Raw genomic sequence first — 14,277 nt, 5'->3', positions numbered from 1 at the left:
TAACTTTCTATTTATGTCTCATTCCGCAAAATTACAAACAGCCGAATTAGACTGGGAACTGGTCGATGGTATCGAAGTTCCCATTTCTAAACAATTCGGCGATGTCTACTTTTCTAAAGATAATGGTCTACTCGAAACACGGCATGTGTTTTTAAATGGCAATGACCTCACTGAACGTCTGTCGCAACTGAATGATTACCAATACTTTTGTGTCGGTGAAACTGGCTTTGGCACAGGTTTAAATATTCTAACCTTGTGGCAGCTTTGGCAGCAGATTCGTCCTGATAATCACAGCCATTTGCATGCTATTAGCGTCGAAAAATTTCCACTGAGCAAAGCCGATCTGATCCGTGCACTGAATGTCTGGCCTGAACTTGAACCACTTGCAGAACAGCTGATTCAACAATATCCCTTGCCCATTGCAGGATGCCATCGCTTAAGCTTTCCAGAAGAACGTTTTAGTATTGATTTATGGTTGGGAGATGCACAGGATATTTTCCCTAGTATCCCGAAAACCCAAGCCGTGAATGCGTGGTTTCTTGATGGTTTTGCGCCTTCATGTAATCCAGACATGTGGCAGGAAAATGTACTGAATCACATTGTTCGTTTATCAGACTACGGAACGACATTTGCGTCCTTTAGTGTTGCTGGTGTACTGAAACGTGGACTCAAGCAACATGGGATCCACATTAGCCGTCCACGCGGTTTTGGTCATAAACGTGAAATGCTAAAAGCCATTTGGTCTGATCCGACACAAGCGCTAACTGACCCTGCGGATGCAGCAGCAGAAATTAAGGTTCAATCTGAATTAGCAACAACGGCATCCAACTCAAGACCTCGTCAGATTGCCATCATTGGCGCGGGAATCGCAGGTTTAAGCTGTGCATGGGCCTTTGCTCAACGCGGCCATCAAGTCACGATCTACGAGCAAAATGAGCCACTTTCAGGTGCATCAGGCAATCCCCTTGCTCTACTCAACCCCAAGCTGTGTCCAATTGAACAGGCCCATGAGCACTTGATGACCTTGAGCTGGCAACATGCCTTGAATTTCTATTCACGTTTCAAAGCATTTAGACCGATTCAAGTCCAGCAAATGGCTTTAAAAAATGCAGATGAATTGCTTGGTTTAGCGGAACAATATCCTGAAGCGGTGCTCTCTGTACCAGATCAGCAGAATGCTATACCTGAAACAGCTTATCCAAGCTTGGCGCTTCATCAAGCAGGTGCCGTTTCTCCACAGCAACTGCGTGATGAAATGTTGCAGCATCCGAATATCCACTGCAGAAAAGCAAAGATTTCTCGCTTAAAAAGCACAGACAAGCAAACTGAGCTTTGGCAAGAACAACAACTCATCGCAACAGCCGATGACGTCATTGTCTGCTGTGCCAAGCAAAGTGCTGAGCTCTTTGAAAACTATCCTGTGTTAAAACCAATTCGTGGACAAGTCAGTTGGGTTGAAAATCGTGAGCAAGCTCTAGATCAAGCCTATAGTTATGGCGGTTATTGCATGCAACTGAATGCCACTCAATTGATTCTAGGCGCATCTTTTTATCCCAATCGAGACGATGTTGAAGTTCTAGCAGCAGATCATGTGCATAACTATGAACTTATCCACAGTGTCTTCCCAGAATATGCACAGCAGCTCCCTGCTATAGAGCATTGGCAAGGCCGTGCTTCAGTACGTGCGCAAAGTCAGGATTATTTCCCTCTGGTCGGGAAAATGAAAAATGATGGACAGATATTTACCTTTGCAGGTCTAGGTTCTAAAGGGTTCTTGTTTGCGCCATTGTGTAGTGAAGTGTTGGCAGCCCTTGTCTTGGGTGAGCTTTGTCCAGTGCCTCAAAACCTGTTGGATAAGTTGAATCCTCAACGCTTTCAGAAGAAAGTAAAAGCCAAGAAGCCTTATTATTCTGGTTAAATATTTTTAATTTTAAAATGACTGAAATCTAGAATTTTGAATTGGCCAAAATACCGCTGTATTTTGGCCAATCTTCTGAGTGATTTAAGCGCCTTGTTCTAAAGGTAAGCCCGCATCACGCGCTGCGCGTGTGCCACCCATCAATACAACATATTCACGAGAATCATCAATACCGTCTAAAAGCTCTGCTGCACGTGGTGCTTTGCTGCCGCCACCACATAGAATATAAATCGGTTGATCCGCTGTAACTTGAGTCAGACTGTCCGCAGTGATCTCAGCAATTGGACGATTCACCGCCCCCTTAACATGAGCCTCTGCATACGCTTTGGTATCACGGACATCCCAGATGACTGCGCCTTCTGGGAACTCAAATGTTGTAATTTCTTGTTTACGGATCATTGTGCACTCCTTTGATGTAAACAACACTTGGCAAATGAAGAAAACCCCCTTAGCATCTCAAATATTCTTTCCCTTTGTAAAGGTCTAACCATGCCTTCTTTTGATATTGTTTCTGAATTAGAGTTATTTGAAGTCAATCACGCTGTGCAAAACACAGAAAAAGAGATTGCGACTCGTTTTGACTTCCGTGGACAAGACGTTTCAATTGAGTTAAATGAAAAAAATAAAGAAATCAAAATTTCAACTGAAAGCGATTTCCAATGTGAACAAGTCTATACCATGCTTGAAAACCACTTCTATAAACGCAAAATTGATGTACAGGCTTTAGATCCACAAAAAGCCACCGCTTCGGGTAAAAATGTGGTGCAAGTAATCAAGTTAAAAGACGGACTTGACTCAGATACCGCAAAAAAAATTAATAAAGCCATTAAAGAAAGTGGTATCAAAGCGCAATCTTCTATTCAAGGAGACAAAATCCGTGTCACGGATAAAAAGCGCGATACTTTGCAACAAGTGATGAACTTTTTACGTGAACAACAATTTGGTCTGCCACTGCAATTTAATAATTTCAAAGATTAAGCAATAGGTTCACTATGGCAAAAGATAACCGTCTTTATAAGCTGGTTAAAACCACGTCTAAATTTCCGAAAGGCATTCGTAGCACGCTCTGGAGCAAGGCCTTTGGTCGTGTGGTTCCGATGGTTGGAACAGCGAATATTCGTTATTTAGAAGTCGATAAAGACCACGTGACTGTTCGCATTGAAAACCAGCGTAATATGCAAAATCATATTAAAGGTGTACATGCCGCAGCCATGGCGCTACTGGGTGAAACTGCAACTGGATTTTTAACGGGTTTACATGTACCAGATGATCGTATCTTGTTGATCAAATCCTTACATGTCGATTACTTAAAAGTTGCACAAGGTGGTTTAACAGCAACGGCAACATTATCAGCTGATCAACAAAAGTTTATCGCAGATAATGAAAAAGGCGAGTTATTGGTCCCTATTAGCGTGATTGATGATTCTGGCAATCAACCGATCCAATGCCAAATGCTTTGGGCTTGGTTACCAAAACGTAAAAAATAATAACCGATCTAGACTATTCTAGTGACAGTATTATCATCAGGATGCAAAGATCCCTCTTTGTGTTCTGATGATAAAAATGAAAAAAATACTCCTTCTTTCTCATTTTCTGATAGCGCTCAATCTAGCAACATATTCTGCCCAAGCAATCGCTGCTGATACTTCAGCTTCAGTACCCACAAAACAGATCCATTCTTTAGCTGAACACAACAAGAAAATTGTCACTGATTTTTATGAAGGTGTTTTCTTGAAACACCAAGTGAAACAATATGCCGATCGTTATATTGGGGATCAATATATTCAGCACAATCCGAATGTACCTGATGGCAAGGCGCCATTTGTAAACTTCTTTAGCCAAAAATTCAGCAATAACCCTCAGGCAAAAAATGTCATCAAGAAAGCAATTGCGGAAGGAGATCTGGTCGTCCTGCATGTGCATTCTACAGAGAATGACAGCGATCGAGGTCGAGCGATTATTGATATATTTCGTGTAGAAAATGGAAAAATTGTAGAGCATTGGGATGTCATACAAAATATTCCTGAACAGAGTCAGAATGCCAACACCATGTTTTAGTGATTAGCTTACAACAATAAAGCCCAAACGAATTTGGGCTTTATTTTTTTAAATACTTAAATAAATTTTTCAATGATCAGCATCAGCTGCTGCAAATATTCCGCATCAATCTGATCAAATTGATTCAGTTCATCACTATCGACATCCAACACGCCCACACATTCCCCATCTTTCATCATCGGCAAAACAATTTCCGATCTCGAGGCAGAACTACAGGCAATATGTCCTGGGAACTGATCGACATCTGGCACCACGATCACTTGCTGCTGTTGCCAAGCTGTTCCACACACGCCACGACCTTTGCCAATACGGGTACAGGCAATTGGGCCTTGAAATGGGCCTAACACCAATTCATTGTCTTTGACCAGATAAAATCCAATCCAAAACCAGCCAAATTGCTGTTTTAATGCCGCACAGATATTGGCGAGATTGGCTATCACATCGCTTTCATCTTCAACAATTGCCTGAATCTGAGGAAGGATACTTTGATATTGCTCAGCCTTATGGCCTTGCTGCAACACTAATTCTTCTGCCATGCTTCATTCCAAATTAAAAAAAGGTTTGGCTTCATCTACCCAATACAAGAGAACTTAGCTTGTAGTAGATTAGCTTGCTGCAAATGCCTGTTTAATCTCTTCTGAGATCAATCGTTTCTTGCCATTCACATCTACCGCAACAAAGGTAAATACGCCTTCGGTAATCCGTATAGGTTCACGAGAATCATCATGACTGTTCCATACCTCAATTTGGACTTGAACCGAACTGCTACCTACTTTCAAAATTTTGGTATAACAGCTAATCACATTCCCGACCTTTACAGGCACAAGGAAGGTCATCTGATTAATCGCAATGGTAGCGCAACGACCTTTGCTAAAACGTTCAACATGTATCGCTCCTGCGAGATCCATCTGAGAGACAATCCAGCCACCAAATACATCACCACTCCAATTGGTATCTGCAGGCATAGCAATGTTTTGTAGTGATAAAGTCCCTTCTGGATGAGTTGGGCGTTCGCTCATGTTAATGTCCTTGGTGCTGCTGTAATTGCTGATCTAGCCATTGTTGTAATTCAGGTGCGCGTAATGCCCCGCTGATTCTCGCCAATTCAGTGGTCTTATTCATAAGTACCAGCGTTGGAATACTACGCACATTAAATGCAGCACTTAAACGTGGATTGGCTTCGGTATCAATTTTGGCAAAAACCACATAAGGATTTTGCTGCGCCACTTGAGCAAAATGTGGTGCCATCATCTTACAAGGTCCACACCACTCTGCCCACAAGTCAATCAATACTGGCAGATCTGAATTGCTGATGAAATTACTGAAATTTTGTTCATTGAGTTCAATCGGCTCTAAAGACAGCAAAGCTTTATGACATTGCCCACAGTTGGGATGAACCGCCAATTTTTCTTCGGGTACACGATTTTTTGCACCACATGATGCACAGACAATAATCATCTACATCACTCCAATATGTTGATGTAAAAATTCTAATTGGGTTGTGACTGCTTTTTCAAACCAAGAACCATGATAAATATCAAAATGTTTCATTTCCCATTCATGATAGCTCACAAATGGTGCAATATTGGTCGCTGCTTCACGACTCGACTCAATTGGAATCAAAGAGTCGTGCTTGGCGGCGATGAATAAAACAGGAATATTAATTTTACGTACAAACTGAATCGGGCGATAACGCATTAAATTAAAAAACACGCGTGCCGGAACTTCTCCACTCCAATAATAGTCAGGATTCACAATCGAATGATAGCCATAATAACTGTCTGAAGTAGGTAAGAAACACAAGCGGTATTGATCAACTACAGGCAGCGTTTTAGGTACTAGACCCATCTTGGAACCCATATAGTCCTGACTAGAACGCTTCAATGCCTCTGGATAGCGCTGTAAGGGATAGAGCTTGGCTGTTTCAGCACCATCAACATAAGGCACTTGTACCATAACGGCTTGAATGTTTTTCAGATCCGTCGCCAAGCTTAGGGCATATCCACCACTGAGCGAAGTTCCCCATAAAACAATACGTCGATTATCGATTAATTTACAATTCGAGGCATATTGAATCACGGTCTTCCAATCATCAAGCTGGGCGCTCAGTGAAACCAGCTCACGCGGCTTGCCTGTACTGCCCCCCCAATTACGATAATCGAATAAAATGACCGCATAACCCGCCTGAGCAAAGCGCTGAGCATATTGAACCAGCTTGAATTGACGCAAGCCTGCAAAGCCGTGCGCCATGATAATCACCGCAGCTTTGGTATTGGCTTTAGGCAGATAAAAATCCGCAGCGATGGTTTCATCACCACTTGGAACATACAACGGCTCAACAGTGTAGGTGTGCATGCGCGCTCCATTGCCTTATTTTTTACTTATCATCATTTATTTACTACAGACATTTAAACTCAAGATCGAGCTTAATGCTATGATAGAGCATAAAATGTTTTGTTTGTTTTTGGAGTGACAAGATGACAGAGAATGTTGGTTTTGCAGGTCAAATCGGCCCTGAACATATTGAGCAAGTGGTCGAAAAAGGATTTAAATCGATTATTAATAACCGACCAGATATGGAAGGTGGCCCTGAGCAGCCAACCAGTGCACAGATCGAAGAATCTGCGCGAACTGCAGGTTTAGACTATGTCTATCAACCCGTTGTTGCAGGGCAAATCACTGAACTCGATGTCCGTAATTTTGCCAATCATTATAATGAACTGCCTAAACCAATTTTGATGTTCTGCCGTACCGGTAATCGCTCAAATAATCTATATCAAATCGCAAAACAAATGGATTTATTAGACGACTAAATTCATTACATTTCATTACCTGATCCAAATAGTTAAAGCTTGGTATTTATAAGATGATGGTTCTTTTTCAATAGATCAAGAACCATGTCAAAACTCGCCATTGTCCTTTTATGCATCCTCTCAGTGTCTGCTTGTAGTTCTTTCCAAGTTCGTCCAACAGCAACCGTGAGTGTAGGTACAGGTTTATAAAAAATAGAACAATTCATAAATATACAGCCTTACGAAGGACCTAATTACACCAAGAAAAAGGCCGTATTACATTGAATACGGCCTTTTTATTTAGACTTAGAGAACCATGACTTTAGTTACATGTTGAGCTTGTGCCATATGGACTTGTATCAAATGGTTGACCTGCTTCCGAATCAAAATCACTCTTCAGCATAACTAATGGATAATTCAGACGGGATTCAAGATCCTGTACAGGTACACTATTAATTTTAACCTTAGCGTTGATATTCAACTCTTGCCAACCAGCATATTGTCTTAAGTAGCGAATACGGAAGTCGAACTTACCAGAACTATCCGTCATATAGGTCACCACGTCAGAAACATTACCCCCCTGCGGTGCAACAAATGCTGTCGCGATTTGTGTTGTTGCAGGTAAGTTCATACCATAACATATTGCTGTAATATTTTTATCGCGTGTCACTTCATCTGTAATCGGATCCTTAGATACCGTGTAAGTACCTTTGGTAATACCTAACAAATTAATTGATAAGGTCACAGCACGGTTCGGAATCGCATTACCATCTTTATCCACCAACTGTGCAGACATTGATTCAGTATAGTAATTACCATCACTTGATCCTTCCAATAACGAAGAACGACCAAATGTTAAATGCCCTTCTGGCTCTTCCTCAGCAGAAGCCTGAATGACATCAATACGATAAACCTGATTCGTTACATTTGGTGTGCCAATCACTTGTGCTGTAGAGTAGCTTGCTGTGAGATTTAAATCATCAGCAATAAAGTTGGCAGCGCTATAGGTTTGATGGCGTACCGTCTCATCGACTCTCACTTTAAATGTCGCTTGACCTTTATCATCGGTTGTTAAGCCAGATGGTCCAATAATTGAAGCACCATTATTAATAAAATTATTAATGTTTAGCGTTACATATTGACCTTTTACACCACCGCCATTTTGATCCAATAAACTAACTGTTACATCCGTTACATCATTGCGAACATTTAATGTTGGTTTTCCAGAAGTAACCCTTAAGCTATAACGCGGAGCAGTTGTCGGTTTATTTACATTTAGACGAAGCACCTGTGAAGTCGTAACCTCTTTTGTTGTTTCATCATTCAATGTCGCTTCAAGCTCAATACCACTGGCAATGAGAGCATCTTTACCATCTTGCATGACATCTCTTGGAATAAGCAAGGTAAAGAATCCATTACCATTTTGATCAGAAGTAACGGTATAAGTATCAATAATACCGTTATCACCTTCTGCTTCATTCACGATACCAACGCTAGCACCAATTGTACTGTTCGTCTTTTTAACTTTTAAGGTAATTTTCTGGTTTGGCGCTGCTTGACCATTAGCCACTTGTAATGCAGATACTGTAATAACAGCTTTATCGCCATCAACATTTAACCAGTCATTTGACGTGTTGATTGCCAAACGATATGGGCTCACCTTTTCATTGACATTAAAATGAACTGTTTGGGTACGGACAACACCATTTGGCAAGGTAATAGAAGCCCGAACAGTTACACCATTTGTAAGGAGATCCGTATATTGTTTACCTGTAATCTTGGTAAGTTTCAAACTTGCTTTTGCATTACCACTTGTGTCCGTGGTAATAACGGATGTTTCTTGTCCATTGATCGTCACGCCATTCAGAGCTGAATCAATGACTGTAAACGTTACAGGGTAGTTTTTAATTCCTGATGCATTATTATCAATTAATTTGGCAAAAACATCTGCCGTATCGCCTGATGCCAATAAATCATCTTTTGATGTATTCATGCTGAGGTTCATTGCTTCTGTTGGAATAGAAACATTGATTCGCCCAACTTGGGTTACAACAGGTTGCGTTGTACTGTTATTGTTATAGGTTGAAACAGCATAAGTAATGCCCTTTTCTACCAACAATTGATCAATATTTTCACCATTCTCTACTGTCACCGTAAAGTAAGCGATACCATTTGCATTGGTTGTGGCGCTGGTCTTATCCACTTTGACACGTGAACTCAAGCCTGCTGCTAAACCAAAAGTAATGTCTTTATTGGCTAAAACACCACCATTCGCATCAGTCGCTTTAACCGCCACAACACTGGTACCGCCTAGTACTGAAATAACAGGTTGCAAAGGTGTAACGGTCAAAGCAGCGACATCTTTTGCTGCAGGTGCTTTCACCATCACTTGTGTCGTTTGACTGAGTTTAGAACCATCCGCCTGTACCACAGATGCTGCAAGTGTAATGCCGTTGGCAACTAAATTTTCAATCATTTGATCATTGGCGGCTTTTACATTCAGCGTAAATGTCACCTCACCATTTGCATTGGTTTTTTTGCTTGCACTACCAACAAAAGTCACGCCATTCGCAACAGCAGCATCATTCAAACCAAACCCTACAAGTTTATCCTTAATCGGGTTTCCGTCTTTGTCAAAAACTTTAGTTGTGAAAGTGAATGTATCATTATCCGCCGAAACAATTCCTTTTGATGTCTGCAATTCAATGCGCTGTGCATCTTTTGCAAGCTCAGCATCATCAGCCACAAATTGTAAGACAGTACTTTGCGTGATATTTGTGCCTGCATCGGAAGTGTAAGTCGCAGTCGCTTGAATCCCAGCTAACAAACCTTTGATTTGTTCAGCTGTAAGATTAGTCGGTGTTGCATAAATGATTTCAAAGCTTGCAGAACCATCTGTACCTGTAACCAATTTTGGTTGCGTGACTTTAATATTTAAGCCTGCAGGTACATTACTTAAAGCCAATTTAATCGGCTTCCCAGCAATGGCTTTCCCCTTATTATTAAAGGCTTTTACGATAATATTGGTCGAATCACCCGTTGTTTTTAAGGCACCTTTGGTATTCTCTGTCGTTAAATAACTAATCTCATTTAAAGTCGCCGCTGAACTGACAGTAATTTGAGTTTTTTGGGAAATACTTCCTGTGCCATCACCTTGTACTGCTGTAGCACTCAAACTAATGCCAGAAGCCACCAAAACATCTACAGCTTCTTTCGTCGTTGTATTTACTTCCAAAAGCACTTTGGCCTGCCCTTGATCATTGGTTTCAACAACGGTTGAACCACCAATCACGCCTTGGAAATTCACAGCATTTTTAAGGGTATTATTATCAACAGCCCAGTTATCAATTGCCAAAGTCACTTGGCGTTCTTTAATCAGATTGCCATCTTTATCTTTAAGTGTAACTGTTGTCAGTACTGTTTTAGACGATGTCGTATCTAAAATGAGATTAGGTTGATCAACAACCAAGTCCATCCGCTGGATATTCACTTGATCGATGTAAAATTGTAATACCGTGCTTTGAGTAATATCTTTACCTGCACTATTGGTATAAGACGCAGTCGCCTGAATACCAGCCAATAATCCTTTAATCTGCTCAGGCGTTAAAACTTTTGGGGCTTTATAGGTAATATTAAAATCTACTGTACCATCTATTAATGTTGTCTTCGTGGTTGAATCAACACTAATATCCAAACCTACAGGTATATTTTTTAAATTTAATTTAACGGTCTTACCACTTAAAGCATCGCCATTCGTATTAAAAGCCTTCACCTTAATTGTTGAGCTACCGCCTGTTGTACCAATTGCTTTATTGCTCTCCGTCGTGAGATACCCAACTTCACTTAAAGATGCTTGGGATAAAATTGTGATCTTAGTACTTTGTGTAATCACAGCCTGACCCTCTGCTTGAACTGCAGATGCACCAAGACCAATACCAGATGCAACTAAAGCATCCAGTGCAGTTTTGTCCTTTGGTTGAGCAATTAAATTAATCGAAGATTGACCATTTTGATCTGTCACAACAGTAAAGAGACCACCTGTTGCACCTTCAATACGAATACCATTCTGCAAAGCTTCGGCATTAATTGCTAAAGTGACTTGGCGCCCTATAATTGGTTGACCTGCATCATCTTTTAAAGTCACTGTCGCTTTAACTTTAGGTGGATTTTGATTATTTGGTATTAGGACCAATGCTGGCTCATCAACCACTAAATCCATACGCTGAATATTTTTGGCAGTCTCGAAATATGCAAGCTTAACTGTTTGCAAGACATTATTATAATTAGCATTAATAACCAAACCATCTTGTATAAGTTTCGCTTTATCTGCATCTGAAAGATTAGAAGGATCATATACAACAGTAAACTTGGCTTCACCAGCAGCATTAGTGGTCAGTATCGTGTTTTCTTTAATATGAATTCCATTCACTTGTGGCAAATTCAAAGTAATGTCTTTATTCGCAAGTGCCATACCACTACTGTTATAAGCTTTAACGGTAATCACTCTTTCAGCATTATTAGCGACATTAATTGCATCAAGTTGGTCAATCGCGAGATAAGCAACATCAACAGTGCCCTGAGCTGAAGCCACAACCATGACCTTCGCAGTTTGGGCAATACTTACTCCACTATTCTGTTCTGTAGAGGCTGTAACCAATAACCCCTCAGCAACCAAAGCCTTAACCGCATCAACATTCGGAGCATTGAGCTGGATCGTAAATTTCGCTTCACCATTTTGCGTCGTATTGACTGGAGCAGTAACAATTTTTACCCCATTATTTTTCGCAATTTCAGAAAGAGCAAGGCTGATTTTTCGACCATTAATCGGCTGACCATTTTCATCAACAGCTTTAACTGCAACTTCAAATATGTCATTCGATGCAACAACCACCCCTTTAGCCAATGAAATCGAGAGCTGTTTTACATCAACATCACTCGTTTGATCATAATAGCGAACATAGGATGTTTGCGTCACCGCATTACCCGTAGTTGGTTGATAAGTTGCCGTTAATAAGACACCTTGTGTTTTTAAAAGATTTAAGATCGCCGCATCTTTCACTCGACCATCATACTGAATTACAAAAGTAGCCTCGCCTTGTAAATTGGTTTTGGCTTTAGACCCCGTTATAATTGTTAAACCATATTCTGATGCTTTATCAATATTTAAAGTAATATCTTGATTCGCCAATACCCCACCATTACGATCTACCGCACGTACGGTTACAGTGGTTTGGCCTTTATTGGTATTAATCATTGAATCTGGACTAATACTTAAATAACTTACATCTACTGCTTGTAAAGGCGCTGCCTCCACCATAATTTGCATATTTTGTTTAACAGATGAACCATCTGCCAATGTCGTTGCAACAGCGACTGTAATACCTGACTTTACTAAATTATCAATTGATTGCTGATTATAGGCATCAACATTTAAAGTAAATGTTGCATACCCGCTTGCATCAGTCTTTTGAGTAATTGCTTTATCTCCACCAATAGTAACACCATTCTCAGTTACTGCTGCGGCTAAACCAAGTGTCACTATTTTATTTGCAACAAAATGGCCATCAATACTAATAGCACGTACTTTGATCTGAACAGTGTCATTCTTTGCAGAAACAACGCCCTTACTCGCTGTTAATTCGAGACGTTGCACATCTTTTTCTAAAATGGCACTTTTATTGGTGAAGTTAAGTCTGGTTGTTTGAGTTAGAACATTATTATTAACAGTAGTATAACTCGCAACGACAGTAACACCATTCGACAGCAAATTATTTATATCATTTGCTGAAACACTATTTTTATCAAATTTGACGGTAAATGTTGCTTGACCATTATTATCTGTATTGAGCTTAGAACCTTCAACAATAGTTAAGCCATTATTTTGGCTATTTGGCACAGTTAAATTAATTTGCTTATTTGCAACAGCACCACCCTTTGCATCTTTCGCTGTTACAGTAACTGTTGCTTGGCCACCACTAACATCAATAGAATTTGAAGTAATAGCCGTTAAATAAGATACATTTTCTGTTGCAACAGACACAACAGTAATACTACTTGTTTGTGTAACTGCTGAACCATCAGCCGATGATGCTGAAATCTGAATACCATTTTTTACTAATAACTGGCCTGTCGGATTTAAACTATTCGCTTCCGTTTTAATTATGAACTTTGCCTTACCATTGGCATCAGTTTTTGCAGTTGAATTTACTAATTTCGCGCCATATTCAAGGGCTAAATCATCCAACTTTAAACTGATTTCCTTACCCGCAACTGCCAATCCTTCTGGATTTAGAGCAAGTGCTTCAACCTCAATTGTTCCACCAATAGCATCAACTTTATTATTTGACGATGTTGATAATGAGAGACTGCTCATTGTATTTTTAACGGACACAACTTGAGCTGTAGAAACCTGAGTTTTAATTGCACCAGATTGTTCTGTTAATGTCGCTTCAAGTGCTACTCCAGATGCAATCAGCGCTAAACGATCCGCCTCTTTACCATTTGGTAGTTGTAAAGTAAATGTAACATAACCTTCATTATTCGTTACAGCACTCGAACTCCCTTTAATCATTACCCCATTTAACTGGAAATCTTTAACCTTCAGAGTTACTTTCTCATTTGGAACACCGCCACCATTTGTATCTATTGCTCGAATACGAACAGCGGTTTCACCACCAGAAACGGGTAAAGCAGCAGTACTATCAAATTTTAACTCATATTGGCTTTGGACAACAGTTCCTGCACCTGTCACAGTTACTTTCGTCTGATTTTGGATTTTGGTATCAACAACGGTGGTCGTAAATAATAGCTCTGTCAAATTCTTGTTCGTGCCATTTAATTTGACGGTGAAAGTTACAGTTCCATCTTCACCAGTTGTTTTGGTAGAAGTATCACTTGTTGCACCATTTTTTTCACCATCTTTAATATTAAGATTAATTTTGGCCCCAGCAACTCCACCACTATCTTTATCAATAGCTTTCGCGGTAATAACTAATTCATCCCCTTCAACTTTTAAAGTACTTTTGCTTAATTGAAGCGTAACGCCTGCTACTTCTTTTTTTGTCGTCGGTGTGCTTGGATTACTCGTATCTGTACCAGATTCTGTTGTCCCATAATATCCACCGCCCCCCCCACCACAAGCGACTAATGCAACAGAAGTTGCTAATACTGTCGTATTTACCCCGATTTTTTTTAAACCCTTGAAATATGTCATAACAATAATTTCCATCTTATTTAATATTTAGCCTTACAATACGATTAAGACTTTTGTACAAAAATTTACTCGAAATAATATATTTTATCAATTCGTAATACCAGCTTTATTCCTTAGGAAAGTGAACTGCTTAACATTAATGTGTTTAATTTTTATCTAAATATTTTATGCAATAAAAAACACCCCCTCAGCGTTAGCGGAGGGGGTGTTTAGATTTAAAAGCTGGCGATGACTTACTCTCACATGGCAAGTGCCACACTACCATCAGCGCTAAGAGGTTTCACTTCTGAGTTCGG

Annotated in this window: 11 protein-coding genes; 5 read left to right on the top strand and 6 right to left on the bottom strand. The window is 40.1% G+C overall.

What is annotated here, in order from left to right; all coding sequences use genetic code 11:
• The first annotated feature begins 13 nt into the window (after positions 1 to 13).
• Positions 14 to 1,918, top strand: a complete 1,905-nt coding sequence (gene mnmC / locus V6E90_RS20615; protein WP_332606330.1) for an FAD-dependent 5-carboxymethylaminomethyl-2-thiouridine(34) oxidoreductase MnmC — start codon at positions 14 to 16, stop codon at positions 1,916 to 1,918.
• A gap of 84 nt (positions 1,919 to 2,002) precedes the next feature.
• Here the strand turns inward: mnmC and V6E90_RS20610 are convergent, their stop codons facing one another.
• The gene (locus V6E90_RS20610) at positions 2,003 to 2,317 is read right to left on the bottom strand and encodes a rhodanese-like domain-containing protein (RefSeq protein ID WP_016543068.1); all 315 of its coding nucleotides are present in this window, start codon (positions 2,315 to 2,317) and stop codon (positions 2,003 to 2,005) included.
• Positions 2,318 to 2,407: 90 nt separating this feature from the next.
• Here V6E90_RS20610 and V6E90_RS20605 point away from each other — a divergent pair, with 90 nt between their 5' ends.
• The 3 genes from V6E90_RS20605 to V6E90_RS20595 all read left to right on the top strand — a co-directional run bounded on the left by V6E90_RS20605 (position 2,408) and on the right by V6E90_RS20595 (position 3,976).
• Positions 2,408 to 2,896 (top strand): YajQ family cyclic di-GMP-binding protein, encoded by a 489-nt coding sequence (locus V6E90_RS20605; RefSeq protein WP_004655922.1) that lies wholly within the window; start codon positions 2,408 to 2,410, stop codon positions 2,894 to 2,896.
• Between the two features lie 14 nt (positions 2,897 to 2,910).
• On the top strand, positions 2,911 to 3,405 hold the full coding sequence (locus V6E90_RS20600; RefSeq protein ID WP_016543067.1) for a DUF4442 domain-containing protein: 495 nt from the start codon (positions 2,911 to 2,913) through the stop codon (positions 3,403 to 3,405).
• 76 nt (positions 3,406 to 3,481) lie between these two features.
• Positions 3,482 to 3,976, top strand: a complete 495-nt coding sequence (locus V6E90_RS20595; protein WP_332606329.1) for a nuclear transport factor 2 family protein — start codon at positions 3,482 to 3,484, stop codon at positions 3,974 to 3,976.
• Positions 3,977 to 4,032: 56 nt separating this feature from the next.
• On the opposite strand, the gene V6E90_RS20590 is transcribed toward V6E90_RS20595, so the two are convergent.
• The 4 genes from V6E90_RS20590 to V6E90_RS20575 all read right to left on the bottom strand — a co-directional run bounded on the left by V6E90_RS20590 (position 4,033) and on the right by V6E90_RS20575 (position 6,331).
• Positions 4,033 to 4,512: a GAF domain-containing protein gene (locus V6E90_RS20590; RefSeq protein ID WP_016543065.1), complete on the bottom strand. Its 480-nt coding sequence runs from the start codon at positions 4,510 to 4,512 to the stop codon at positions 4,033 to 4,035.
• Positions 4,513 to 4,581: 69 nt separating this feature from the next.
• Positions 4,582 to 4,995, bottom strand: a complete 414-nt coding sequence (locus V6E90_RS20585; RefSeq protein WP_016543064.1) for an acyl-CoA thioesterase — start codon at positions 4,993 to 4,995, stop codon at positions 4,582 to 4,584.
• Position 4,996: 1 nt separating this feature from the next.
• On the bottom strand, positions 4,997 to 5,434 hold the full coding sequence (gene trxC, locus V6E90_RS20580; RefSeq protein WP_065344086.1) for a thioredoxin TrxC: 438 nt from the start codon (positions 5,432 to 5,434) through the stop codon (positions 4,997 to 4,999).
• Positions 5,435 to 6,331: an alpha/beta hydrolase gene (locus V6E90_RS20575; RefSeq protein WP_016543062.1), complete on the bottom strand. Its 897-nt coding sequence runs from the start codon at positions 6,329 to 6,331 to the stop codon at positions 5,435 to 5,437. It lies immediately after the preceding gene.
• Positions 6,332 to 6,453: 122 nt separating this feature from the next.
• On the opposite strand from V6E90_RS20575, the gene V6E90_RS20570 reads away from it, so the two are divergent.
• Complete coding sequence (locus tag V6E90_RS20570; RefSeq protein WP_016543061.1) at positions 6,454 to 6,789, top strand: TIGR01244 family sulfur transferase; 336 nt, start codon at positions 6,454 to 6,456, stop codon at positions 6,787 to 6,789.
• Between the two features lie 301 nt (positions 6,790 to 7,090).
• On the opposite strand, the gene V6E90_RS20565 is transcribed toward V6E90_RS20570, so the two are convergent.
• Positions 7,091 to 13,981, bottom strand: a complete 6,891-nt coding sequence (locus V6E90_RS20565) for a hypothetical protein (RefSeq protein WP_332606328.1) — start codon at positions 13,979 to 13,981, stop codon at positions 7,091 to 7,093.
• Positions 13,982 to 14,277 lie beyond the last annotated feature (296 nt).

Origin of the sequence: Acinetobacter sp. ESBL14, from assembly GCF_036668815.1 — a bacterium.
In the GTDB taxonomy this organism is placed as follows: Bacteria; Pseudomonadota; Gammaproteobacteria; order Pseudomonadales; family Moraxellaceae; genus Acinetobacter; species Acinetobacter gyllenbergii.
This window is presented reverse-complemented; position numbering and strand designations above follow the sequence as displayed.

Bases quoted from the DNA above. Each gene is read 5' to 3' on its own strand.
- mnmC (WP_332606330.1), top strand. From the start codon at position 14: ATGTCTCATTCCGCAAAATTACAAACAGCCGAATTAGACTGGGAACTG.
- V6E90_RS20610 (WP_016543068.1), bottom strand. From the start codon at position 2,317: ATGATCCGTAAACAAGAAATTACAACATTTGAGTTCCCAGAAGGCGCA.
- V6E90_RS20605 (WP_004655922.1), top strand. From the start codon at position 2,408: ATGCCTTCTTTTGATATTGTTTCTGAATTAGAGTTATTTGAAGTCAAT.
- V6E90_RS20600 (WP_016543067.1), top strand. From the start codon at position 2,911: ATGGCAAAAGATAACCGTCTTTATAAGCTGGTTAAAACCACGTCTAAA.
- V6E90_RS20595 (WP_332606329.1), top strand. From the start codon at position 3,482: ATGAAAAAAATACTCCTTCTTTCTCATTTTCTGATAGCGCTCAATCTA.
- V6E90_RS20590 (WP_016543065.1), bottom strand. From the start codon at position 4,512: ATGGCAGAAGAATTAGTGTTGCAGCAAGGCCATAAGGCTGAGCAATAT.
- V6E90_RS20585 (WP_016543064.1), bottom strand. From the start codon at position 4,995: ATGAGCGAACGCCCAACTCATCCAGAAGGGACTTTATCACTACAAAAC.
- trxC (WP_065344086.1), bottom strand. From the start codon at position 5,434: ATGATTATTGTCTGTGCATCATGTGGTGCAAAAAATCGTGTACCCGAA.
- V6E90_RS20575 (WP_016543062.1), bottom strand. From the start codon at position 6,331: ATGCACACCTACACTGTTGAGCCGTTGTATGTTCCAAGTGGTGATGAA.
- V6E90_RS20570 (WP_016543061.1), top strand. From the start codon at position 6,454: ATGACAGAGAATGTTGGTTTTGCAGGTCAAATCGGCCCTGAACATATT.
- V6E90_RS20565 (WP_332606328.1), bottom strand. From the start codon at position 13,981: ATGACATATTTCAAGGGTTTAAAAAAAATCGGGGTAAATACGACAGTA.